The organism is Sphaerisporangium sp. NBC_01403 (genome assembly GCF_045040145.1).
Taxonomy (GTDB): Bacteria; Actinomycetota; Actinomycetes; order Streptosporangiales; family Streptosporangiaceae; genus Sphaerisporangium; species Sphaerisporangium viridialbum.
Window position 1 is genome coordinate 1802050 of sequence record NZ_CP109534.1, and the last position, 23493, is coordinate 1825542.

Annotated in this window: 23 protein-coding genes; 14 read left to right on the forward strand and 9 right to left on the reverse strand. The window is 73.0% G+C overall.

All coding sequences use genetic code 11. The annotated features are described in order from the left end of the window. Window positions 1–38 precede the first annotated feature (38 nt). Window positions 39–1538 carry a glycoside hydrolase family 3 protein gene (locus OG589_RS07770; protein ID WP_405147455.1) on the reverse strand — a complete coding sequence of 500 codons (1500 nt, stop codon included), beginning with the start codon at window positions 1536–1538 and terminating at the stop codon, window positions 39–41. 335 nt (window positions 1539–1873) lie between these two features. On the opposite strand from OG589_RS07770, the gene OG589_RS07775 reads away from it, so the two are divergent. Beyond that, the gene (locus OG589_RS07775; RefSeq protein ID WP_405147457.1) at window positions 1874–3454 is read left to right on the forward strand and encodes a family 10 glycosylhydrolase; all 1581 of its coding nucleotides are present in this window, start codon (window positions 1874–1876) and stop codon (window positions 3452–3454) included. Window position 3455: 1 nt separating this feature from the next. Here OG589_RS07775 and OG589_RS07780 read toward each other — a convergent pair whose 3' ends face one another. After that, window positions 3456–4499 carry an N-acetylglucosamine kinase gene (locus OG589_RS07780; protein WP_405147459.1) on the reverse strand — a complete coding sequence of 348 codons (1044 nt, stop codon included), beginning with the start codon at window positions 4497–4499 and terminating at the stop codon, window positions 3456–3458. 162 nt (window positions 4500–4661) lie between these two features. Here OG589_RS07780 and OG589_RS07785 point away from each other — a divergent pair, with 162 nt between their 5' ends. Continuing rightward, complete coding sequence (locus tag OG589_RS07785) at window positions 4662–5297, forward strand: hypothetical protein (protein WP_405147460.1); 636 nt, start codon at window positions 4662–4664, stop codon at window positions 5295–5297. Between the two features lie 27 nt (window positions 5298–5324). Here the strand turns inward: OG589_RS07785 and OG589_RS07790 are convergent, their stop codons facing one another. Further along, window positions 5325–6158, reverse strand: a complete 834-nt coding sequence (locus OG589_RS07790) for an NAD-dependent epimerase/dehydratase family protein (protein ID WP_405147461.1) — start codon at window positions 6156–6158, stop codon at window positions 5325–5327. Between the two features lie 154 nt (window positions 6159–6312). Between OG589_RS07790 and OG589_RS07795 the strand changes: the two genes are divergently transcribed. From OG589_RS07795 to ptsP, 8 genes are read left to right on the forward strand one after another with little or no spacing between them, the layout of a single operon-like run. Continuing rightward, window positions 6313–7074 (forward strand): DeoR/GlpR family DNA-binding transcription regulator, encoded by a 762-nt coding sequence (locus tag OG589_RS07795; protein ID WP_405147463.1) that lies wholly within the window; start codon window positions 6313–6315, stop codon window positions 7072–7074. After that, window positions 7071–8012, forward strand: a complete 942-nt coding sequence (gene pfkB / locus OG589_RS07800) for a 1-phosphofructokinase (RefSeq protein WP_405147465.1) — start codon at window positions 7071–7073, stop codon at window positions 8010–8012. Before OG589_RS07795 ends, pfkB begins: the two co-directional genes overlap by 4 nt. A gap of 60 nt (window positions 8013–8072) precedes the next feature. Beyond that, the gene (gene mtlA, locus OG589_RS07805; RefSeq protein WP_405147467.1) at window positions 8073–9254 is read left to right on the forward strand and encodes a mannitol-specific PTS transporter subunit IIC; all 1182 of its coding nucleotides are present in this window, start codon (window positions 8073–8075) and stop codon (window positions 9252–9254) included. 7 nt (window positions 9255–9261) lie between these two features. Then, window positions 9262–9570, forward strand: coding sequence for a PTS lactose transporter subunit IIB (locus OG589_RS07810; RefSeq protein ID WP_405147469.1), 309 nt, complete (start codon window positions 9262–9264; stop codon window positions 9568–9570). Further along, on the forward strand, window positions 9563–10066 hold the full coding sequence (locus OG589_RS07815; protein WP_405147471.1) for a PTS sugar transporter subunit IIA: 504 nt from the start codon (window positions 9563–9565) through the stop codon (window positions 10064–10066). The genes OG589_RS07810 and OG589_RS07815 overlap by 8 nt, the downstream gene beginning before the upstream one ends. Beyond that, complete coding sequence (locus tag OG589_RS07820) at window positions 10063–11103, forward strand: zinc-dependent dehydrogenase (RefSeq protein WP_405147473.1); 1041 nt, start codon at window positions 10063–10065, stop codon at window positions 11101–11103. The genes OG589_RS07815 and OG589_RS07820 overlap by 4 nt, the downstream gene beginning before the upstream one ends. Before the next feature lie 37 nt (window positions 11104–11140). After that, complete coding sequence (locus tag OG589_RS07825) at window positions 11141–11425, forward strand: HPr family phosphocarrier protein (protein WP_405147475.1); 285 nt, start codon at window positions 11141–11143, stop codon at window positions 11423–11425. After that, complete coding sequence (gene ptsP, locus OG589_RS07830; protein WP_405147477.1) at window positions 11418–13058, forward strand: phosphoenolpyruvate--protein phosphotransferase; 1641 nt, start codon at window positions 11418–11420, stop codon at window positions 13056–13058. Before OG589_RS07825 ends, ptsP begins: the two co-directional genes overlap by 8 nt. A 12-nt stretch (window positions 13059–13070) precedes the next feature. Here ptsP and OG589_RS07835 read toward each other — a convergent pair whose 3' ends face one another. Both OG589_RS07835 and OG589_RS07840 read right to left on the reverse strand, forming a co-directional pair. After that, on the reverse strand, window positions 13071–13628 hold the full coding sequence (locus tag OG589_RS07835; RefSeq protein WP_405147479.1) for a hypothetical protein: 558 nt from the start codon (window positions 13626–13628) through the stop codon (window positions 13071–13073). A gap of 30 nt (window positions 13629–13658) precedes the next feature. After that, on the reverse strand, window positions 13659–14192 hold the full coding sequence (locus OG589_RS07840; RefSeq protein WP_405147480.1) for a hypothetical protein: 534 nt from the start codon (window positions 14190–14192) through the stop codon (window positions 13659–13661). Window positions 14193–14372: 180 nt separating this feature from the next. Between OG589_RS07840 and OG589_RS07845 the strand changes: the two genes are divergently transcribed. The 3 genes from OG589_RS07845 to OG589_RS07855 all read left to right on the forward strand — a co-directional run bounded on the left by OG589_RS07845 (window position 14373) and on the right by OG589_RS07855 (window position 19024). Beyond that, window positions 14373–15800, forward strand: coding sequence for an arabinose isomerase (locus tag OG589_RS07845; RefSeq protein WP_405147482.1), 1428 nt, complete (start codon window positions 14373–14375; stop codon window positions 15798–15800). Between the two features lie 111 nt (window positions 15801–15911). Continuing rightward, window positions 15912–17570 carry an FAD-dependent oxidoreductase gene (locus tag OG589_RS07850; RefSeq protein ID WP_405147484.1) on the forward strand — a complete coding sequence of 553 codons (1659 nt, stop codon included), beginning with the start codon at window positions 15912–15914 and terminating at the stop codon, window positions 17568–17570. Continuing rightward, window positions 17567–19024 carry an ATP-binding protein gene (locus OG589_RS07855; protein ID WP_405147485.1) on the forward strand — a complete coding sequence of 486 codons (1458 nt, stop codon included), beginning with the start codon at window positions 17567–17569 and terminating at the stop codon, window positions 19022–19024. Before OG589_RS07850 ends, OG589_RS07855 begins: the two co-directional genes overlap by 4 nt. A gap of 22 nt (window positions 19025–19046) precedes the next feature. On the opposite strand, the gene OG589_RS07860 is transcribed toward OG589_RS07855, so the two are convergent. Further along, a complete protein-coding gene (locus OG589_RS07860; RefSeq protein ID WP_405147487.1) occupies window positions 19047–20078 on the reverse strand; it encodes an isopenicillin N synthase family dioxygenase in 1032 nt (343 codons plus the stop codon). A 132-nt stretch (window positions 20079–20210) separates the two neighbouring features. Between OG589_RS07860 and OG589_RS07865 the strand changes: the two genes are divergently transcribed. After that, window positions 20211–20699, forward strand: coding sequence for a MarR family winged helix-turn-helix transcriptional regulator (locus OG589_RS07865; protein ID WP_405147489.1), 489 nt, complete (start codon window positions 20211–20213; stop codon window positions 20697–20699). A gap of 79 nt (window positions 20700–20778) precedes the next feature. On the opposite strand, the gene OG589_RS07870 is transcribed toward OG589_RS07865, so the two are convergent. The 3 genes from OG589_RS07870 to OG589_RS07880 all read right to left on the reverse strand — a co-directional run bounded on the left by OG589_RS07870 (window position 20779) and on the right by OG589_RS07880 (window position 23478). Beyond that, on the reverse strand, window positions 20779–21897 hold the full coding sequence (locus OG589_RS07870) for a YeiH family protein (protein WP_405147491.1): 1119 nt from the start codon (window positions 21895–21897) through the stop codon (window positions 20779–20781). Then, entirely contained in the window at window positions 21897–22028 is a 132-nt protein-coding gene (locus OG589_RS07875; RefSeq protein ID WP_405147493.1) for a hypothetical protein, read from the reverse strand. The genes OG589_RS07870 and OG589_RS07875 overlap by 1 nt, the downstream gene beginning before the upstream one ends. A gap of 142 nt (window positions 22029–22170) precedes the next feature. After that, the gene (locus tag OG589_RS07880) at window positions 22171–23478 is read right to left on the reverse strand and encodes a M1 family metallopeptidase (protein WP_405147494.1); all 1308 of its coding nucleotides are present in this window, start codon (window positions 23476–23478) and stop codon (window positions 22171–22173) included. Between the last annotated feature and the right edge of the window lie 15 nt (window positions 23479–23493).

A 23493-nucleotide genomic window follows, 5' to 3' on the forward strand; every position in this document is an offset into this window, starting at 1 on the left:
GCCCCGGCGATCCTCGGGGAGCGTCCGGCCGCGGCGGCTCAGCGGCCGGTGAGCCACTCGGCGGCGGCGAGCGCGGAGACCCGGGAGTTGCCGCCGGTCGTGAGGTAGACCGCGCCCGTGGGAGTGCCCGGCAGGCCCATCTCGACCACGATGGCGTCCGGGCGGCGGAGGACGACCTCCGCCAGCGCCCGCGCCATCCACGCGTGCCGGTGCGCGTCGTGCGTGACCACCACCAGGGGCGAGTCGCCCAGCTCGGGGAGGTCGTGCAGGGCGGGCGTCAGGGTCGTGCGGGCGGTGCCGGGGAGCGTGGCGGCCAGCGCCTCGCCCGGCCCGTACGGCACGGCGCCGCCGATGGCCTGGTGGGGCCGCGCGGACATCTCGATCACCAGCGGCGCCCGGGTGAGGACCGGGCGTGCGAGGGAGCCGGCGTCGGGGGTCGCGCGGAGCGCCCGGCGGGCGGTGTCCAGCCCGAGCAGGGAGACGCCGTGCTCGGCGTCCAGCTCGATGTCCGCCGCCCGCCCCGCCACCCGCTCTACGTGCCCTTCGCGCTCGTGCCAGGCCGCCAGGGCCCGTACGCGGCCCGCCGCCTCGGCCAGCCGCGCCTCGTCCAGTGCGCCCTCGTGAACCGCGCGGACGATGGCCGCGCGCAGCTCGGAGACGTTCTCGCCGCCGGGGGATGAGGCGCCCACGCAGATCGCGTCGGCGCCCGCCGCGAGCGCCCGTACGGCGATCCTCGGCTGGGGCATGAGCGCGGCCACGGCCTTCATCTCGATCGCGTCGGTCACCAGGAGCCCCTCGAAGCCCAGCTCCTCGCGCAGCAACCCGGTGAGCACGCGGGGGCTGAGCGTGGCGGGCAGCCCGGGGTCGAGCGAGGGCACCATGAGGTGGCCGCACATGATGGCCCGGACCCCCGCCGCGACGGCCGCGCGGAACGGCGGCAGGTCGCGCCGCTCCAGCAGCTCGCGCGAGGCGTGGACGGCCGGCAGGGCGAGGTGCGAGTCGGTCACGGTGTCGCCGTGCCCGGGGAAGTGCTTGGCGCAGGCGGCCACGCCCGCGCTCTGCAGCCCGGAGATCCAGGCGGCGGCGTGGCGGGCCACGAGGTCCGGATCGGAGCCGAAGGACCGTATGCCGATCACCGGGTTGTCCGGGTCGGCGTTGACGTCCACGTCGGGGGCGTAGTCGAGCGTGATGCCGGTCGCGTTGAGGAGGCTGCCGATCTCCCTGCCGGTCCGCTCGGTGCGGCCGAGGTCGTCGACGAGGCCGAGGGCGGCGTTGCCGGGCCAGGAACTGCCGGTCGCGGCCTCCAGGCGGGTGACGGTGCCGCCCTCCTCGTCCACGGCGACGACGACCTGAGGGTTCTCCTCACGGATCCGCCGTACGAGCCCGGCGGTGTCGCCCGAGATGTTGCGCGCGAAGAGGACCACCCCGCCGAGGCCGTCGGCGAGCTGCCTGAGCAGCCACCCGGGCGGGGTGGTGCCCTCGAACCCCGGCTGGAGCACGGTGGCGGCGAGGCGGTCGAGATCGGGACTGTGCGGCATGCGTGGCTTCCGGTCGTGTCGGCGGCGGCCCTTGCGATCTACCTCTTCGAGGACCGCCTGGTCCGCGTGCTATGGGGTGGTTTGACGTCGATGTGGCATCTCGCGCCATTGCGCATATCTTCTATGAAGCTTTCCTTCATTCGCTCCCGGTTAGGTCACGGCCTGATGACGACTATCTTCAGACTCATTGATCCAATGAAAATTATCTGTCATCTTCGCGCCGGAGGCCGCAGCCGGCACCCAGGCCATGGCCGGCACCGGGGCCTCGCCGCCGGAGCCGCCGGAGGACCGGCGTCGCCGGGCCGTCCAGAGCCCGCGAGCCGTCCGGGACCGGCGTGAACGGCCGCCCGGTCAGCCGCAGGGCCGTACTGGGCGGTCTGGCCGCCGCCGCGCTCGTCCCGCTCGCCCGGGGGCGGGCGCCGGAGGCGGGCGCCGCCCGGTCCCACGGCGGTCCCGGTGGCGCTCCGCGCGCCACCGGCCCCGGCGACGCGGCCGTCCTGTCGTCGCCGGGGCAGATGCGCGGCATGTGGATCGCGTCGGTGAACAACACCAACTGGCCCTCGCGCACAGGCCTCACGGCCGAGCAGCAGAAGAGCGAGTTCACCTCCTGGCTGGACCTCGCCGTGTCGCGCCGGTTCAACGCGGTGTTCGTGCAGGTGCGGCCCACGGCCGACGCCTTCTGGCCCTCGCGGCACGAGCCGTGGTCGCAGTACCTCACGGGCGTCCAGGGCAGGGACCCGGGCTACGACCCGCTGGCCTTCATGGTCGAGGAGGCGCACGCGCGCGGGCTCGCCCTCCACGCGTGGTTCAACCCCTACCGGGTGTCCCTGCAGCCGGACCCCGCCCGGCTGGTGCCCGATCATCCCCTGCGCCGCAATCCGGGCTGGGGCGTGACCTACTCGGGCGGGCTGTACTACAACCCCGGGCTGCCGGAGGTCCGCGCCTTCGTGCAGGACGCGATCATGGACGCGGTCACCCGCTACGACGTCGACGGCGTGCACTTCGACGACTACTTCTACCCCTACCCCGTCGACGGCCAGGAGTTCGACGACGCCGAGGCCTACGCCCGCCACGGCAAGGGGTTCGCCGACCGGGCGGCGTGGCGGCGGCACAACGTCGACCTGCTGATCCACGAGATGGGACGGCGCGTCCGCGAGGAGAAGCCCGAGGCCCAGTGGGGGATCAGCCCGTTCGGCATCTGGCGCAACGCGGCCACCGACCCCCTCGGCTCGGCCACCTCGGGCTCCCAGTCGTACGACGACCAGCACGCCGACAGCCGCGGCTGGGTGCGGAAGGGCTGGCTGGACTACATCGTCCCGCAGCTCTACTGGAACATCGGCCTGCCGGTGGCCGACTACGCCGTGCTCGCCTCCTGGTGGGCCAAGGCTGTGGCCGGCACCCACACCCAGCTGTGGATCGGGCAGTCCGTCTACAACGCCGGAGCCCCCGGTCAGCCCGCCGCCTGGCAGGACCCCGCCGAGCTCTCACGGCACCTCACCCTCAACGGCGACCACCCGGGCATCGGCGGCGACGTCTACTACAACTCGGGGGACGTGCGCGCCGACCGGCTGGGGGCGATGACCAGGCTCCAGGCCGAGCACTACGCGCGACCCGCCCTCGGCCCGGTGCTGCCGCGCCTGGCCTCGGGCGAGCCGCCCCGGCCGCCCGTCGTCACCGGCGCCCGCCGCACGAGCCGGAGCGCCGAGCTGACCTTCGCCTCCGAGGGCCGCGCCGAGCCCCGCCTGTACGCGGTCTACCGGCACGACCCGGACGGCACGGGGCACCTGCTGGCGGTCGTGCCCGGCGGGCCCGGGGGCCGGTTCACCGATCCGGCGTGGAAGGCCGGCTCGCGCTACCGCGTCACCGCCGTCGACGCGGCCAACCGCCAGAGCGCGCCCACCCTCTGGGTGAGCTGAGTCAGGCCTCACCGGGAGCGTCACCGGCGGCCAGCAGCCTCCGGTGCGCCGCCTCGGTCTCGGCGCCGGCCGTCGCGTGACCCGCGGAGACGGCGGCGGCGCGCAGGGCGAGGGCGGCGGCTCCGGCCGCGCCGTCCCGGGCCAGGACGACCGGACGGCCGATCAACGCCTCCCTGACCCGCTCGGCCACCAGGGTCGGCCTGGTCAGCAGGGACCCGGCCAGCACCACGGGGAGCGCGGGGCCGGCGGCGCTCACGGTGTCGAGCGTGCGGACCAGCAGGCGCGCGGCGTCGTCCAGGATGGTGAGGGCCACCCGGTCGCCCTCGCGGGCGCACGCCTCCACCAGGGGGCTGAGCGTTCCCAGCCGCGCGGGCTCCCCGTCGTACACCGCGGCGACGATGGCCTGGGCGCGCGCCTCGCCCGCCGGAGGGGCCGCGCCGTCCTCCTCGGGAGCGGGCCTGCCTACCGCCAGGGCGGGCAGGACGCGGTCGGCGAGCACGGTCGGCGGGCCCCGGCCGTCGAGGGCCGCCAGCGCGGCCCGCGCCGCCTGCCGGCCGATCCACACCCCCGAGCCCTCGTCCCCGAGCAGCCACCCGTAGCCGTCGCACCGGCGGACGATCAGCCGGTCGGCGATGCGGGCCGCCACCGCGCCCGTACCGGCGATCATCACGCTGCCGCTGGGGTAGGGGGTCGCGCCGGTGAAGGCCACCAGGATGTCCGGGACCACGACCGGCAGGCCAGGCAGGGCGGCGGCCCGCCACGCGGCGGCGGCGAGCGCGAGCGCCCGTTCGCGGCCCGCCGCGCTCGCGCCCGCGAGCCCGAAGACGCCGCCCGCGACGTCATGGGGATCGAAGCCGGGACCGAGCCGGAACAGGGCCTCGCCGAGGGCGCGCGTGAGGTTGCCGCCGGGGTCGCGGGCGGAACGCGGATTGGCCCCTCCCGCGCGGCCCCGGGCGACGATCTCGCCGCTCAGGGTGGCGACCAGGCAGCGCGTGCTCGTGCCGCCGCCGTCCACGCCGACGACCAGGGGCTCGGCGGTTCCCATACCCCTCCAATGACGCTGATCTCCTCGAAATTATAGGCGGCCGGAGATTCTCGCCACCGGCTCGGCGCGGGGGAGCGGTACGAAGATCGCGTCGCGGGGTCCCCGGGTCACCGAGGTGTGGCAGTCTGCGTAGCTGCGGGAAGTCTCGACGGGGGAGTGCCGATGAGTGGCCAGCGTGTGGCGAGTGCCGGGGAAGGGGCGAGGGGGGCTTCCGGCCTCTCGGACCGGGTCGCCCGTTGGGTCACCGAGATCTTCGCCCCGCAGGTGCTCGTCATCGGGCTTCCGCCGGTCGTCGGCCTGGTCTCCGACGGCTGGACCGGCTTCCAGTGGGGCCTTCTGGCGTCCCTGCTGTGCGGGGGCGTCCCTGCGGTGGTGATCGCCATGGGCGTCCGCTCCGGACGGCTCGACTCGCGGCACATCGTCGACCGGTCGCGCAGGACGATGCCGCTGCTGGTCGCGGTCGCGGCAGTGCTCGCGGCGCTCATGCTGCTCGCGGGCCTCGGGGCCCCGCGCCTGCTGGTGGCCACGGTGGCCGCGATGCTGGCGGGCCTCGCGGTTACCGTCCCCGTGACCCTGCGCTGGAAGATCTCCTTCCACGCGGCGGTCTCGGCGGGCACCGTGCTGGTGCTCGCCCGCGTCCTGCCGGCGATGCCGACGCTCGCCGCCGGGGCGGTGGTCGTCGCGGTCGTGTGCTGGGCCCGCGTACGGCTGGCCCACCACACGGTCGCGCAGGTCGCGGCCGGGGCCGTCGCGGGGGGAGGCTCCGCGCTGCTCACCCTGGTGCTGTCCGGCGTCTGAGGCCGAGGGCCCGCGGGCCCTCGGCCGTCACAGGTGGTCGCGCCAGGAGTGCCTCGGGGTGAATCCGAGCGCCTCGCGGGCGGCGTCCACGGCCAGCAGCGTCTCGAACTCGCCGAGTTCGCGGCGGATCTCGACGCCGGGGAACACCTCCTTCATCAGCTCGGCCGACGGGCGGTTCATCACGGTGTCCGCGGCGGCGATGACGAAGCTCCTGGCCCCCTGGACGGGCGCGGTCAGGGCGAGGCGGCAGGACTCGGCGGCGTCCCGCACGTCGATGTAGCCCCAAAGGTTCCACTTGCGCAGGAGCGGGTCCTCCCAGTAGCCGGGGAAGGCCTCGTAGTCCTCGGGGCCGAGGATGTTGGAGAAGCGCAGGGCCACGAAGGGGATGCCCGACCACTGGGCGACGTGCTCGGCCAGGGTCTCGGTGACCACCTTGGACAGCGAGTACGTCGAGGTCGGGAACGGGTAGTGGTCCTCGTCGACCGGCGCGTAACGCGGGGGGACGTCGAACGGGAGCCCGAGGGTGGTCTCGCTGGAGGCCCACACCACCCGGCCGATGCCGAGCTGCGCGGCGGCGAGGAAGACGTTCGAGTTCATCACGGTGTTGCGGTTGAAGGTCTCCGACGGGGTGTGGATGCCCGGCGCGGGGATGTTGGCCAGGTGGACCACGGCCTCCACGTCGCGCAGGACCTCCGCCGCCTCGCCGTACTCGGTCAGGTCCGCCAGCATCACCTGCGCGCCGAGGCCGGGCGGCCCCGGCCTGGCGTCGGTGGCCACCACCTCGTGCCCGTGGCCGAGCAGGTCCGTCACCACGGCCCGGCCGAGCTTCCCTGAGGCCCCCGTCACGCAGATCTTCGTCATCGTTCCTCCGGCGGTGGGGTTCACCGTCTGTTTCGTTGGTCTACGCCTACTTTCGCAGAGGTTGGTGGGCGGATGCCGCAAAATCCTTGACGTCTCAACAGGGGCGGGTATAAACAAAGACGAAACCAACTTGAAACGGCGGTGAATCAACACGATGTACGCCGAGGAGCGGCAGCAGGAGATCCTGCGTCGGGCACGGGCCATCGGCAGGGTGGACGTGGTGACGCTGGGCGAGGAGTTCTCGGTCACCACCGAGACCATCCGCCGCGACCTGACTGTTCTTGAGCGTGCGGGCGTGTTGCGCCGCGTGCATGGGGGGGCCATCCCGGTCGAGCGGCTCGGCTTCGAGCCCGCGCTGGCCACCCGCGACGAGGTCATGACGGCCGAGAAGGAGCGCATCGCCAAGGCCGCCGTCGCGGAGCTTCCGGAGGACGGCGCGATCATCATCGACGCGGGCACCACGACCGGCCGGCTGGTGCAGGTGCTGCCCGCCGACCGCGAGCTCACCGTGATCGTCAACTCCCCGCCCCTGGCCACGGCGCTGGCCACCCGCGCGAACCTGAGCGTGATCATGCTCGGCGGCCGGGTACGGGGGCGCACGCTGGCCACCGTCGACGACTGGGCGCTGCGCCCCCTCTCACGGCTCAACGTGGACGTCGCGTTCATGGCGGCGAACGGCTGCTCGGTCGCCAGGGGCCTCACGACGCCCGACCCCGCCGAGGCGGCCATCAAGCGGGCGATGATCAAGGCGGCCAAGCGCAGCGTGCTGCTCGCCGATCACACCAAGTTCGCCGACACCTACCTCGCGCGGTTCGCGTCGATGTCCGAGATCGATGTGGTGATCACCGACACCGGGCTCGACCCCGCGACGGTGTCCGACGTGGCGCAGGCCGGGCCCGAGGTGGTACGGGCGTGATCCTCACCCTGACGCTCAACCCGAGCCTCGACCGCACGATCGAGATCGCGACGCTCGCGCGTGGCACGGTCATCCGCGCCGCGACCGCCCACCTCGACCCCGGCGGCAAGGGGGTCAACGTGTGCAGGGCGCTGCTGGCCAACCAGGTCAGGTCGTGCGCGGTGGTCCCCTACGGAGGGGCCGAGGGGCACCAGCTCGTCAGCCTGCTCTCCGGCGAGGGCATCCAGATGATCACGGTGCCGGTCGCGGGGCCCACGCGCTCCAACGTCGCGCTGGCCGAGCCCGACGGCACCATCACCAAGATCAACGAGCCGGGCACGGCGCTCTCGGCCGAGGAGCTCGACGCGGTCGCCGACGCGGTGCTCAGCGCGGCGGAGTCCGCCGACTGGGTGGTCGCCTCCGGCAGCCTCCCGCCGGGCGTCCCCGTCGACATGTACGCCCGCCTGTGCAGGCGGTTCACCCAGGCGGGCATCAACGTCGCGGTCGACACCAGCGGTCCCGCGCTGGTGTCGGCGCTCGCCTCGGCGCCCGCCCTGGTCAAGCCCAATCGTGAGGAGCTCGCCGAGGCCACCGGCACCCCGATCGCGTCGCTGGGGGACGCGATCGACGCCGCGGGCAAGCTGCTCGCCCTCGGGGCGAGGTCCGTCCTCGCGAGCCTCGGCCCCGACGGCGCGGTCCTCGTCGAGGACGGCAAGGCGTGGTACGGCCAGTGCCCGGTGCGCGAGCCGCGCAGCACCGTCGGCGCGGGCGACGCCATGCTCGCCGGGTTCCTGGCCGCGGGAGCCGCGGGCGAGGCCGCCCTCGTCGAGGCCCTGGCCTGGGCGTCGGCCGCCGTGTCACTGCCGGGCAGCCGGATGCCCTCGCCCGCCGACATCGACAGGGGCGGCGTCCGCATCCTCGAACCCGATCCAGCCAAGCCGTTGACGTCCGGGGACTAGACGGCGCGTTTCCACCCCCTGCCGGCCCCCACGCCGGCCGCCCCGGAAGGAGCAACCCACATGGCCGATGCCTATACCCCCACGGTTCATGGAACCGGTGTCAAGGCGACCATCCAGCGCTTCGGCGGTCACCTCGCCGGCATGATCATGCCCAACATCGGCGCGTTCATCGCCTGGGGTCTTGTGACCGCGCTGTTCATCCCCACGGGATGGCTGCCCAACAAGACCCTGGAAGCCCTCGTCGGCCCGATCATCTCGACGCTGCTGCCCATCCTCATCGGGTACACCGGCGGGCGCATGGTCCACGGCCAGCGCGGCGCCGTCGTCGGAGCCGTCGCCACCATGGGCGTCGTCGTCGGGGCCGACGTGCCGATGTTCCTCGGCGCCATGATCGTCGGCCCGCTCGCGGCCTTCGTGATCAAGCAGGTGGACGCCTTCATCCAGCAGCGGACCAGGGCCGGGTTCGAGATGCTGGTGGACAACTTCTCCGCCGGCATCGTCGGCGCGGCGATGGCCGTACTCGGCGTGTGGGGCATCGGTCCCATCGTCGAGTCGATCACCGAGGTGGCGGGCAAGGGCGTCTCGTGGCTGATCGGCCACGACCTGCTGCCGTTCGCCTCGGTGCTCATCGAGCCGGCCAAGGTGCTCTTCCTCAACAACGCGATCAACCACGGCGTCCTCGGCCCGCTCGGCGTCGCCGAGGCCGTGAAGGCCGGCAAGTCCGTCCTGTTCATGCTGGAGTCCAACCCCGGCCCCGGGCTCGGCCTGCTGCTCGCGTACTTCTTCTTCGGCCCCCGGCTGCTGCGGCCCAGCGCGCCCGCCGCGATCATCATCCACTTCCTCGGCGGCATCCACGAGATCTACTTCCCGTACGTGCTCATGAAGCCGCGCCTGATCCTCGCGGTGATCGCCGGTGGCGCGTCGGGCATCCTGGTCTTCCTGGTCACCGGCGCGGGCCTGGTCGCCACCCCCTCGCCCGGCAGCATCTTCGCCTACATGGCGGTCACGCCCAAGGGCGGCTGGTTCGGCGTCATCGCCGGCGTCCTCGTCGCCGCCGGGGTGTCGTTCGCGGTCGCGTCGGCGCTGCTGGGCTTCGGCCGCGCCAACGGCGACGAGCCCGAGCCCGCCGGGCCCGAAGCGGCCCTCGCCGGCCCGGAGCCCGAGGCGGCCGCCGCCGGGCAGGACACCACCGTCGCGGGGCCGGACGAGAAGCAGATCCAGCCCGTCACCAGAGAGGGATGAGCCGGCAATGCCGAGCATCGACAGCAAGGACGTCAAGAAGATCGTGGTCGCCTGCGACGCGGGCATGGGCAGCAGCGTCATGCTCGCCACCCAGCTCCGCAAGTCCCTGAAGGGGCTTTCGGTCCAGGTGGAGCACACGCCGGTCAACTCGATCCCCGCCGACGCCGACGTCATCGTCTGCCACGCGGGGCTGGCCGACCGGGCCAGGGCCTCCGCTCCCGGCACCCCGCTCGTGCCGTTCCAGATCTTCATCGGGGACCCGGCCGTCACCCGGCTCGTCACCACGATGAAGAACGGCGGCACGGTCGATGCCTGACGCGGCGCCGCTGCCGCTGGACCCGAGGGCCATACGGCTCGACGCCGAGGCCGGGTCGCGCGACGACGCGATCCGGCAGTGCGGCCAGGCGCTGCTCGACGTGGGCGCCGTCGACGAGTCCTACATCGGCACGATGATCGACCGTGAGCGGTCCATCTCCACCTACGTCGGAGAGGGCGTCGCCATCCCGCACGGCACCCTCGCGGGCAAGGACGCCGTCCACCACGACGCCATCAGCGTCGTGCGCTTCCCCGGCGGCGTCGACTGGGACGGCTTCCCCGTCGTGCTGTGCGTCGGCATCGCCGCCCGGGGCGACGGCCACGTGCGCCTGCTGTCGGAGCTGGCGCAGATCCTGCTCGACCCCGAGCGCGCGAAGGCCCTCCGCGAGGCGACCGAGGCCGATGAAGTGGTCCGGCTGCTGCAACCTGTGACAGAAGACGACGCGGACCCGCTCCCGGTGAGCGGGCCGCCCGTGAGAGAGGAAACATCCGAGTGAAGGTCGCCCGCTTCCACGCCCCCGGTGACATCCGCGTGGAGGACGCGCCCGAGCCCTCGCCGGGGCCCGGAGAGGTCAAGATCCGCGTCCGCAACTGCTCCACCTGCGGCACCGACGTCAAGATCTTCAAGCACGGCCACCACCACATCCGCCCGCCCCGCGTCATGGGCCACGAGATCGCCGGCGAGATCGCCGAGGTGGGCGAGGGCGTCGAGGGCTGGGCGGCGGGCGACCGGGTGCAGGTCATCGCCGCGATCCCGTGCGGCCGCTGCGAGGAGTGCCTGCGCGGCAGGATGACCGTCTGCCCCAACCAGGAGTCCATGGGCTACCACTACGACGGCGGGTTCGCCGAGCACACCATCGTGCCCGCCAAGGTCCTGGCCGTCGACGGTCTCAACCGCATCCCCGACGGCGTCGGCTTCGCCGAGGCCTCGGTCGCGGAGCCGCTCGCCTGCGTGCTCAACGGGCAGGAGCTGGCCCGCGTGGGCGACGGGGACGACGTGGTGATCCTCGGGGCCGGCCCCATCGGCTGCCTCCACGTGCGGCTCGCCCGGTCGCGCGGGGCCGGGCGGGTCTTCCTTGCCGATCTCAACCCCGACAGGCTCGCCATGGCCGCCGAGCTCGTACGGCCGGACGCCGCGATCAGCGGCAGGGACGCCGACGTCGTGGACGAGGTGCTCAAGCTGACCGGAGGCCGGGGCGCCGACGTGGTCATCACGGCCGCGGCGTCCGGGGCCGCCCAGCAGCAGGCGCTCCAGATGGCCGCCCGCCAGGGCAGGATCAGCTTCTTCGGCGGCCTGCCCAAGGACGACCCGATCATCGCGCTCGACTCCAACCTCGTGCACTACCGCGAGCTGACCATCGTCGGCGCCAACGGGTCGAGCCCCCGGCACAACGCCAGGGCCCTCGACCTGATCGCCACAGGGGCGGTGCCCGTCAGCGACCTCATCACCCACCGGATCCCGCTCGCGGAGGTCCTGGAAGGCATCGACATCGTCAGCAGAGGCACGGCGATCAAGGTCACCGTCGAGCCCTGACCGAGGTCACCGCCGAACCCCTTAAGGAAACCCCGCCATGCCAGAGAAGACCGTCACCATCGCCTCCCGCAGCGGCCTGCACGCCAGGCCCGCGAAGATCTTCGTGCAGGCCGCGGCCCGGCAGGGCGTCGCCGTGCGCGTCCGGGCGGGCGACAAGCCGTCCGTGCCGGCCACCAGCATGCTCGGGGTGCTGGCCCTGGGCGCGCGGCAGGGCACGGAGGTGACCCTGCAGGCCGAGGGGCCGGGGGCGGAGGAGGCCCTCGCGACCCTCGCCGAGCTGCTGTCGCGCGACCTGGACGCGGAGGAGCCCGCCGATGCCTGAGGTCGTAAAGGGCCTCGGGGTCAGCCCCGGGCGCGCGGCGGGCCGGGCGCACCGCATGGCGAGGCCCCCGGTGCTGCCGCCTCCGGCGCCGGTCACCGGCGCGGCCCGCGAGATCGGCCTGGCGACCGGGGCGCTGGACGCCGTCGCCGCGTACCTGGAGGGGTACGCCGCCAAGGCGTCGAACCCGGACGCGCGGGCCATCCTTGAGGCGCAGAGCATGATGGCGGCCGATCCCGCCCTGCGCGAGTCCGTCGAGGAGGCGGTGGGCTCTGGTCTCGGCGCCGCCCACGCCGTCGACGCCGCGTGCGCCCACCACCGCGAGGCCCTGCTCGCGGCGGGCGGCTACTTCGCCGACCGCGCGGGCGACCTGGACGACATCCGAAACCGCGCCGTCGCGACCGTACTGGGCCTGCCCATGCCCGGCGTGCCCGACCCCGGCCACCCGTACATCCTGATCGCCGACGACCTCGCCCCCGCGGACACCGCCGGCCTGGACACCGGCACGGTGCTCGCGCTCGTCACAGAGAAGGGCGGCCCCACCAGCCACACCGCCATCCTCGCCCGGACGTTCGGCCTGCCCGCCGTGGTGGCCTGCCGCGGCGCGGCGGACATCGGCGACGGCACGTGGATCTCCGTCGACGGGGGCAGCGGCGAGGTCGAGGTCGGGGTGGGGGAGGACACCGCCGCCCGCGTCCAGCGCGAGGCCGCGGCGGCGCGCGACCGCCGGGCCACCGGCCACGGCCCCGGGCGTACCGCCGACGGGCATCCGGTGCCGCTGCTGCTCAACATCGGCTCGGCCCACGACCTGCGGCCGGACGCCGCCGAGGGGGTCGGGCTGTTCCGCACGGAGTTCCTGTTCCTGGACCGCCGCGCCGCCCCCTCCTACGAGGAGCAGGTGGCCGCCTACACGGCGGTGCTCCAGGCCATGCCGGGAAGGCGGGTGGTGATCCGCACCCTGGACGCGGGCTCGGACAAGCCCCTGCCGTTCCTGCGCCTTCCCGCCGAGTCCAACCCGGCCCTCGGCGTGCGGGGGCTGCGCACCAGCAGGATCCAGCCGGAGATCCTGGACGTCCAGCTCGACGCCATCGCCGAGGCCGGCCGCGCGAGCGGCGCCGATACCTGGGTGATGGCGCCCATGGTGAGCACCGTGGCGGAGGCGGCCGGCTTCGCCGAGCGGGCCCGCGCGCGCGGGCTGCGCCACGTCGGGGTGATGGTCGAGGTGCCGGCCGCCGCGCTGCACGCCCGGCGCCTGCTGGACGAGGTCGACTTCCTCAGCGTCGGCACCAACGACCTCGGGCAGTACGCCTTCGCCGCCGACCGGCAGCACGGCGACCTCGCCGACCTGCTCGACCCCTGGCAGCCCGGCCTGCTGCGGCTGATCGCCATGTGCGGCGAGGCGGGCAGGGAGGCGTCCAAGCCCGTCGGGGTGTGCGGCGAGGCCGCCGCCGACCCGCTCCTCGCCACGGTGCTGGTGGGGCTCGGCGTCGGCAGCCTGTCCATGGCCGCCCCGAGCGTGCCCGGCGTGCGCGAGGCGCTCGGCCGCCACTCGCTGGCCGAGTGCGAGGAGCACGCCCGGCTCGCGCTGGCGGCCGCGGACCCCGCCCAGGCGAGGAAGGCGGTCAGCGAGGCCTGATCGGCGCTCGCGTCAGGAGGGCTCGGGGACGCGCTGCCACTGCGGGTCCTTGTACAGGACCACCGAGGGGCCCCGCAGGAGCTCGTCGGGGGCCGAGAGCATGACCAGCTCGCCGGCGGCCTCCAGCTCGCGCAGCAGGTCGCGCACGCGGGGCCCGACCGGGAGGCGGCCGACCGGCAGGCCGAGGGCCATGCGGGTGGCGTCCGCGACCTCGGACAGCCTGAACGGGCCGGTGAAGCCGTCGACCAGGCCGCGCACGAGCCCGAGCGTGATCACCTGCTCGGCCTCGCTGTGCGCGAGCTCCCACACGAGCTGGACGTTGCGCCGGCCCGTGGCGGCACAGGCCGCGCAGCGCCGTACGAAGCCGGGCACGACCTCGTCGTCGGCGGACCCGAGGCACGCCGTGCACTGGTTGGTCTCGGTGGCGTGCAGCTCGGCGGCCACCCGGGTGGGCAGCGGGATGCCGCACTCACAGCGGAACGTGCGGAACGCGCCTCCCTGGACCAGGGCGAGATCGTCGGCGTTCTCGGGGATCTCGCCCCACTGCGTGGTGATCGTGTGCGTGGCCATCGCCAGTGACTCTACCGACAACCCCGCGCCTCAGGCGTAGGCGGCGACGACCCCGGTCACGACCAGCGCGAGCGACGCGACGGCGACCACCAGGCCGAGGACTCCCACGGTCCTGCGCCCCCGCCTGACGCCCAGCGCGAACATCACCGAGTACGGAAGCCCCGCGTACACCAGCGGGGTGAGGCCGATGAGGGCGAACTGCGCCAGCACCCCGGCGGTGCCCGTGCGGACCACGTGGTCGGTCTCCACGTCGAGCCGTCCGCGGAAGGACCGGCCCACCTCGGACTCGGGCGCCGCGCGCACGACTGTCGTGCGCAGGGAGTCGTCGTCGGGGACGAACCTGCCCCTGCAGTCGTAGCGGCCCTCGCCGAGGGCCTGGCACGAGACGACGGTGAGCCGGCCGGGCGCCCCGGCCCTGCCCAGGGCCAGCTCCAGATCGTGGGCCGAGAACAGCACGGGCACGAGCCCGAGGATCACCCAGCAGACGAAGAGGATGTACATGCCCATGAGGCCGGGGGTGCGGCCCCTTCCCATCGCCCAGCCGGACGTCGTCGGATGCGTCATGGCACGATCCTCCCGGCCTCCTCTTGGATCCGGCTTGCCGCGGACTGGGGATCGGGGCGCCCCCTTTGTCCATTGACAAGTCTCGTCCGGCGGGATTAGCGTCCGGGGCAGTCGAGTAAAAACGTTTTTACCGCTGTCCCCCCGGCAATCCCGCGTCGCGCGGCGCGAGAGGAGATCTTCATGAGCACGGAGCCGACCCGCATCGCGCCGCCCGGTGCCAAGGTGGGCCTGGTCGCCGGAGGCCTCGGAGCCTACTGGCCGCAGTTCCCCGAGTTGCTTCCCCAGCTGACCCGGTCCGCCGAGCGGGTGTCCGAGCGCATGCGGGCCCTCGGCTGCGAGGTCGTGGACGCCGGCTTCATCTCCGACGCCCAGGAGGGCGCGGTCGCCGCCGAGCGGCTGCGCGAGGCCGGGTGCGACATCATCGTCGGCTTCCTCACCACGTACATGACCGCGACCATGCTCCTGCCGGTGGCGCAGCGCAGCGGGGCCCCGGTGCTGCTGATCAACCTCCAGCCCACCGAGTCCATGGACCACGCGGCCTTCGACACCGGCCAGTGGCTGGCGTACTGCGGGGCGTGCCCGCTGCCCGAGATGGCCAACACCTTCATCCGCGCCGGCATCCCCTTCCGCTCGGTCTCCGGTTACCTCGAAGACGAGCGGGCCTGGGCCAAGATCGGGCGCTGGGTGCGGGCGGCGGGGGTGCGGGCCGCGCTCCGGCGCGGGCGCCACGGCCTGATGGGCCACCTGTACCCCGGCATGCTGGACGTCGCCACCGACCTCACGCTGGTGCCGGTCAACCTCGGCGGCCACGTCGAGGTGCTGGAGTTCGACGACCTGCGCGTGCGGGTCGAGAAGGTCGCCGACTCCGAGGTCAAGGAGCGCATGGACCTCGCGAGGGACATCTTCGAGCTGGCCGAGTCGGTCGACGAGGACGACTTCGCCTGGGCCGCCCGGGTGTCGGTGGGGCTCGACCGCCTGGTCGACGACTTCGCCCTCGACAGCCTGGCCTACTACCACCGGGGCCTCGACGGGGAGATCCACGAGCGGCTCGGCGCGGGCATGATCCTCGGAGCCTCGCTGCTCACCGCCCGGGGCGTCCCCGCCGCCGGCGAGTACGAGCTGCGCACCTCGCTGGCCATGCTGATCATGGATCGCCTGGGCGGGGGCGGGTCGTTCACGGAGTTCCAGGCGCTCGACTTCACGCGCGGCCACGTCGAGATGGGCCACGACGGCCCGGCCCACCTCGCCATCAGCTCGAAGCGCCCGCTGCTGCGCGGCCTCGGCGTCTACCACGGCAAGCGGGGCTTCGGGGTGTCGGTGGAGTTCGACGTCACCCCGGGCCCGGTCACCGCGTTCGGCCTCCGGCACGGGCCCGACGGGCGGTTCGCGTTCGTCGTCTCCGAGGGCGAGGTGGTCGACGGGCCGCACCTCCAGATCGGCAACACCACCTCGCGGGTGGACTTCGGCTGCGACCCCGGCGAGTGGACCGACGCCTGGAGCGCCACCGGCATCTCCCACCACTGGGCTCTCGGCACCGGCCACCGCACGGCCGACCTGCGCGCCCTGGCCGACCTCATGGGCATCGAGCTGGTCGAGGTGCGTCCATGACCCGACCAGCGTGGGTCCGCCGGGCCGTGAGCCGTACGGCGGGCCGGGCGGGAACCGCCGCCGCTTCCGTTAATGGCCGCCTTTACCTGGGGGCATGATTTCATTGATTCCATGGCGAACCCGGCAATTCTGACCGTCGACGACGATCCGGCCGTCTCACGGTCGGTGGCCCGAGATGTCCGGCGCCGTTACGGTGACCGCTACCGTGTCGTGCGCGCCGACTCCGGAGCGGCGGCTCTGGACGCGCTCCGCGAGATCAAGCTGCGTGGTGAGCAGGTCGCCGTGCTGCTGGCCGACTACCGGATGCCGCAGATGAACGGCATCCAGTTCCTCGAGGCCGCGATGGACATCTTCCCGCGAGCCCGCCGCGTCTTGCTGACCGCGTACGCCGACACCGACGCGGCCATCGACGCGATCAACATCGTCGACCTCGACCACTACCTGCTGAAGCCCTGGAACCCGCCGGAGGAGAAGCTCTACCCGGTCGTCGACTCGATGCTCGACGCCTGGCTCGCCGCGCCGGACGAGACGATCACCGAGACCCGCGTCGTCGGGCACCGCTGGTCGGCCCCCTCGTTCGCGGTGCGCGACTTCCTCGCCCGCAACCTCGTGCCGTACCGCTGGATGCTGGCCGACGAGGCCGAAGGCGGTCGGCTGCTGTCGGCGGCGGGCCTCACCGTGGACGACGTCCCGCTGGTGGTCACCCCGGACGGCACGTCCCTGGTCAAGCCCAGCGAGACCGACCTCGCCGCGCACGTCGGGCTGACCACCACCCCGGCCGAGGACTTCTACGATCTGGTCGTCGTCGGCGCGGGCCCCGCGGGCCTCGGCGCGGCGGTGTACGGCGCGTCGGAGGGGCTGCGCACCGTGCTGCTCGAACAGCGCGCGACCGGCGGGCAGGCCGGGCAGAGCAGCCGCATCGAGAACTACCTCGGCTTCCCCGACGGGGTGTCGGGCGCGCAGCTGACCGACCGCGCCCGCAGGCAGGCGCTGCGGTTCGGCGCCGAGATCCTCACCACCCGTGAGGTCGTCGCCCTGGAGTCCGGGGGGTCGACCAGGCTGCTGCGCTTCGGCGACGGCACGGTCATCGCCGCCCACACGGTCGTGCTGGCCACCGGAGTCTCCTACCGCATGCTGGAGGCGCCCGGCCTCGCCGAGCTGACCGGCCGGGGCGTCTTCTACGGCTCGGCGGCCACCGAGGCCCCGAGCTGCGCGGGGCAGGAGATCTACATCGTCGGAGGGGCCAACTCCGCCGGGCAGGCTGCGGTGCACTTCTCCCGTTACGCCCGGCGCGTGCACATCCTCATCCGGGCCGGGGACCTCCGGCGGTCGATGTCGCAGTATCTGATCGACCAGATCCAGGAGATCGACAACATCGAGGTCCACCCGCACAGCCAGGTGGTGTCCGCCGAGGGCGACGACCACCTCGAACGCCTGTCGCTGTGCGACCCGCGCTCCGGGCAGGTCCGCACGGTCGACACCTCGTGGCTGTTCATCTTCATCGGGGCCGAGCCGCGCACCGAGTGGCTCGACAAGGCGGTCGTCCGCGACGAGCGCGGGTTCGTGCTCACCGGCCCCGACCTGCTCGCCGACGGCCAGCGCCCGCCGGGGTGGTCGCTTCCCCGCGATCCCTACCATCTGGAGTCCAGCATGCCGGGCGTCTTCGCCGCGGGCGACGTGCGGGCCGACTCGGTCAAGCGTGTAGCGTCCGCCGTGGGCGAGGGCGCGATGGCCGTCTCGCTGATCCACCGTTACCTGGAGGCCCAATGAGCGAGCCGGCCGACGCCGCCGGGCGCGGTGACGCGGGCGGCGATCGCCTGACCGCCGACGAGCTGCGCACCCTGTTCCTGTTCGAGTCGCTCGACGACTCGCAGCTCGCGAGGTTCGTCGAGCACGGCCGGGTCGAGCGCTGGCGCGGGGGCGCCACGGTCTACCAGGAGGGCGAGCCGGCCACCTGCTTCTACCAGCTGCTCAGCGGCACGATCGCGATGACCCGGCGCATCCAGGGCGACGAGGTCGAGGTCACCCGCACCGAGCAGCGGGGCGTGTACGCCGGCGCCATGCAGGCCTACCTCGGCGACGAGGTCGGCCAGAACTACTCCAGCAGCCTGCACGCGATCAGCGACGTCGAGCTGTTCACGCTGCCCGCGACGATCCTGGCCAAGTCGCTGCGCGAGTGGTTCCCGATGGCGACGCACCTGCTGGAGGGCATGTTCTTCGGCATGCGCGCCAACCAGACGATCGTCGGCGAGCGCGAGCGGCTGCTCGCGCTCGGCTCGCTGTCGGCCGGGCTGACCCACGAGCTGAACAACCCCGCCGCGGCGGCCGTGCGGGCCACCGCCGTGCTGCGCGAGCGGGTCGCCGGCATGCGCCACAAGCTCGCCATGATCGCCGACGGGCGGCTGGACGGCAGCAGGCTGCACGACCTCGTCGAACTGCAGGAGGACGCCGTCAAGCGGGCCGCGAGCGCCCCGCCCATGTCGGCGATGGCCACCGCCGACGCCGAGGACGAGCTCGGCGACTGGCTCGACGACCACGACGTCACCGGCGGGTGGGAGCTCGCGCCCACGTTGGTGGCCGGCGGCATCGACGTGCGGTGGCTGGAGCAGATCACCGGCGCCGTGGGCGGGGAGAACCTCGAGGCCGCCGTGCGGTGGCTCACCTACACCATCGAGACCGAGCTGCTGATGGGGGAGATCGACGACGCCGTCACCCGGGTCTCCACGCTGGTCTCGGCCGCCAAGCAGTACTCCCAGCTCGACCGGGCCCCGTACCAGACCGTCGACGTGCACGACCTGCTCGACGCCACGCTGACGATGATGCAGGCGAAGACGCCCGAGGGGGTGCGCACGGTCAAGGAGTACGACCGCACGGTGCCGCCGGTCCCCGCGTACGCCGCCGAGCTGAACCAGGTGTGGACCAACCTGATCGACAACGCCTTCGCGGCGATGCGTCCCGAGGGCGGCACCCTCATCCTGCGCACCGGGCACGACGCCGACCGCGTCTTCGTCGAGATCGCCGACACCGGGCCGGGCATTCCCGCCGAGATCCGGCCGCGCATCTTCGAGCCGTTCTTCACCACCAAGGCGGTCGGTGAGGGCACGGGGCTCGGGCTGGACATCTCCTATCGGATCATCGTCAACAAGCACCACGGGGACATCCGGGTGCAGTCCTCACCGGGGGACACCCGGTTCCGGGTGCTCCTGCCGATCACACCCGGCTAGGTCCACGACCTGAGCGCACTGCTCAGGCCGGGTCCGGTCCGCCGAGAACCTCCGATCTGAGCCGGGGGAAGACCTTGGCGACCTTGGCGGTCAGGTAGTCGCCGTAGGTTCCGGTGAAGGCGCGCAGGTCCTGGCCGTCCCAGCGGGGACGGCCGCCCGCTTCGTACGGCAGCGCCGGCAGCGGCGGCACCTCGGAGTCCCAGCCGGGGTCGAAGAAGAACGGGAACGACAGGCGGCTCCGCCCGCTGAGGTTGCGCACCCGGTGGGGCGTCGACCTGTAGTGCGAGCCGGTCAGCTTGTCCAGCATGTCGCCGATGTTGCACACGAACGTGCCCGGGATCGGCGGCGCGTCGATCCAGCCCTTCCCGCCGTGCACCTGCAGGCCGCCGTTGCCGTCCTGCAGGAGGAGGGTCAGCAGGCCGTAGTCGGTGTGCTCGCCCACCCCCCAGCCGTCCGCGTCCGGCGGTGCGGGCGGGTAGTGAAATATCCGGAAAAGGATGGTGGGGTCGGCGGTGTAGCCGGTGGCGAAGTAGTCCTCCGCCAGCCCAAGGCTCAGGGCGATCCCGCGCATCACGCCCTGGGCGACCCCGGTGAGCGCGCCGAGGTACGCCCGCACGGCACCGGCCAGCTCGGGCACCTCCGCGGGGAACAGGTTGCGGCCGTGCAGCGGGCGCGGGTCGTCCGCCGCCGACTCGGCGCCGAAGTAGAGCCCTTCCTTCAGGTCCGGCCGTCCCGAGGTGAGCTCCGCGCCGACGGGGAAGAACCCGCGCCACGCCCGTCCGCCCTTCTCCATCGAGATCTCCATCTTGCGTTCGAGCGGCAGCGCGAAGAAGCGGCGCGCGGCGGAGTCCAGCTCCCGCGGCAGCCGGTCCGGCACGCCGTGCCCCGAGACGTAGAAGAACCCGCTCTCCCGGCAGGCGCTCCCGATCTCCGCCGCGACCTCCGCCCGCTCGGCGGACGTACCGCCCCACTCAGCACGAGCACCGGCCGTGCCGGGTGCCGTTTTCCGGCCCATCAGAGCCGTCACGTCGATGACGGGCAGTGCCTCGCTCACGCCGACCTCCTCCGTGCCCCGCCCTCGCGGGCGCCGTATCCCGCGATCCTCCCCGCGAAGGGGTGACGCCAAGAGTCCGATGGGTCGTTCGCTGGATAATCCGTCACGGACCTAATTGTTATGCTGGCGGGCATGACCGCCATGGCGCCCGCCCGCACGCAGCCGGACCTGTCGTTCCTGCTCGACCACACCAGCCACGTCCTGCGTACCCGCATGTCGGCGGCGCTCGCCGAGATCGGGCTCACGGCGCGCATGCACTGCGTGCTGGTCCACGCCCTTGAGGAAGAGCGCACCCAGATCCAGCTCGCCGAGCTCGGCGACATGGACAAGACCACGATGGTGGTGACGGTCGACGCCCTTGAGGAGGCCGGCCTCGCCGAGCGCCGTCCCTCAGGAAAGGACCGGCGGGCCCGCATCATCGCGGTCACCGAGGAGGGCGCCCGGGTGGCCGAGCGGAGCCAGGAGATCGTCGACCGCGTCCACGAGGAGGCCCTGGAGGCTCTTTCCGAGCAGGAGCGAGAGGTCTTCCTTCGCGCCATGAACCGCCTGGTCACCGGGCATCTCGCCACCCCGATGGAGACCCCCCAGGCGGTCCGGCGGGCACGCCGCCCGGCGAAGTAGATCCACCGCCGCGCCGCGTCCAGCCCCCGGTGACGCTCCCGACGCCGGCCACGTGAGACACGACCGCGGGCGGCGGGCGTCACTCGACGGTGAACCCGCTGAACAGCAGCACGGCCAGCCCGAGCGCGACCAGCACGTTGACGACCGTCGCGCTCGCGAAGACCGCCACAGGACGCCAGCCGGCCTCGCGCAGCGCGGAGACGCGGAACTCCAGGCCGATGCTCACGAACGCCAGGATCAGGAACCACACCCGCAGGTCGTTGGCGACGCCGATCACCGCCTTGCCCTCGGCGGCGCCCACGGTGGTGAGGTACCACGTCGCGATCACCGAGGCCGCGACGAACCCCAGCACGAACTTGGGGAAGCGCCGCCACAGCTCGCCGGCGCCTGGGCGGGCGGCGTCGGGCCTGCGCTCGACGCGGAACGCGAACCAGGCGGTCAGCAGGACCACCACCACGCCGATCAGGGCGTTCTGGGTGACCTTCACGATGGTCGCCACGGCCAGGGCGTGCTCGCCGACGATCGTCCCGGCGGCGGTCACGGCGGCGGTGGTGTCGATGTTGCCGCCGATCCATGCCCCCGCCACCTCCGGGCTCAACCCGAGCGCCGACGCCGCGGCCGGGAGGATGAATATGGACGGGAGGGCGAAGGCGATCACCAGGCTGGCGCTGTAGGCGAGCTGCTCCTTCTTCGCCTGCACGGCGCCCGCCGCGGCGATCGCCGCGCTGACCCCGCAGATCGACACGGCCGCCGACAGCAGCGCGCGGAGCTTGTCGTCCAGGCCGAACCTGCCGCCGAGCCACCAGGTGAACAGGAACACCGTGGTGATGAGGACGATGCCCTGGACGATCGCCGGTCCGGCGGCGGTCACGATGACCTTGAGGTTGATCGAGGCGCCGAGCAGGACCAGGCCGGTCTTGATGAAGAACTCGGTGCGGAAGCCTCCGGCCGGCCGGTCCCTGAGCCCGGTGGCGGTGAGGACGGCGTTGCCGAGCAGCCCGATGACCACGGCGTAGACGGGGTACTCGATCGCCTTGGCGAGGTCCGATCCCTCGAACCACGAGGCGACGTTCTTGTCCAGGTAGCGCGTGACCGCGCCGAGGACCAGGACGAGGAGGACGCCGAGGGCGGTCCACCACCACGCGGGCGTGGTCCTGGTGGCCGTCTCGGGAGGCGCGGTGATCTCATCGGCGCTCATCAGGGCACCAGCCCCGTCGGTATGACGCCGATGATGATCAGGACGAGCAGGACGAGGCCGAGGATCGTCGCCGCCCAGTCCTCGTTCAGCGTGCGGCCGCCGCCGCTCGCGGGAGTTTCCGGCTCACTCATGGGAGTGCCTTTCCATGGCCGGTCGCGGCCATCTGGGCACGGGCGGGGACACCCCCGGGCCCCCGCCCGTACTGGTGGAGGATCGTCACGCCCTGATCCTGCGGCCAAATCCCTATAAATTCAATAGGGATTGCATGAATTCCTAGAAGGACAGCGAAGGCAGCCGCTCGGCGTACAACCAGGAGGCGAAGAACTCGTCGAGGGAGCCGGGGGCGAAACGGCTCGCGAGGCGGACGAACCGGTCGGTGGTGACGGCGCCGTGCTGGTAGGTGGCCGTCCACTCCCGCAGCAGGGCGAAGAACGCGTCGTCGCCGAGCGCGCGCCGCAGGGCGTGCACGGTGAGCGCGCCACGCTTGTAGACCCGGTCGTCGAACAGCCGCCGCGCGCCCGGGTCGGCCAGCGTGAAGTCCTGCGGCAGCCGCGCGAGCCTGCGGTGCCAGCGCTCGGCCAGGGCGTCGGCGGTCTCGTCTCCCGAGGCCTCGGACCACAGCCACTCGGCGTACGCGGCGAACCCCTCGTGCAGCCAGATCTCGTGCCAGCACTCCAGCGTCAGGCTGTTGCCGAACCACTGGTGCGCCAGCTCGTGCGCGACCAGGCGCTCCTCGCCGCGCCGGCCGTCCACGTGGTTCCTGCCGAAGATCGACATCCCCTGCGCCTCGACCGGGATCTCCATCTCGTCGTCGACCACCACCACCGTGTAGGACGGGAACGGGTAGGGGCCGAAGCACTCGGTGAACAGGGCGGTCATCCGCTCCTGCCGGGCGAAGTCGTGACTCACCCGCGAGGCGAGCCGGGCGGGGTAGAGCAGCCGCTGGGGCACGGGGCCGGGCACCTCGGTCGCCTGGTACCGCCCGATCTGCACGCTCGCCAGGTACGTCGCCATCGGTTCCGCCTGCTCGTACACCCAGGTGGTCGTGGACGCGGCGCGGCGCCTCGCGGTCAGGCGGCCGTTGGCGACCACCTCGTACGGGGAGGCCGTGGTGACCGAGAACCGGTAGGTGGCCTTGTCGCCCGGCTGGTCGTTGCAGGGGAACCACGATGGCGCCCCGGTCGGCTGGCTCGCGACGATCACGCCGTCGGTGAGCTGTTCCCAGCCCAGCCCGCCCCACCGGCTCGGCACCGGGCGCGGGTTGCCCCCGTACCGGATCTCCGCGACGAACAGCGTGCCCTCGTGCAGCGTGCGTGCCGGGGTGACGCGCAGCTTGCCGCCGCTGTGGGAGAAGCGGGCCGGCGCGCCGTCGACGAGCACCCCGGTGACGCGGAGCGCGTCCAGGTCGAGCGTGAACGAGCTCAGCGCCCGCGTCGCGAACGCCGAGAGCGTGGCGGTGGCTCGGAGCCGGTTGGCGCCGACGCGGTAGTCCAGGGACAGGTCGTAGTGCTCGACCCAGTAGCCGTCGTTACCCCGTTCCGGAAAGTAGGAGTGGCGAGAGGAGCTTGGTGCCACGCTCACGAGCGGTCATGCCTT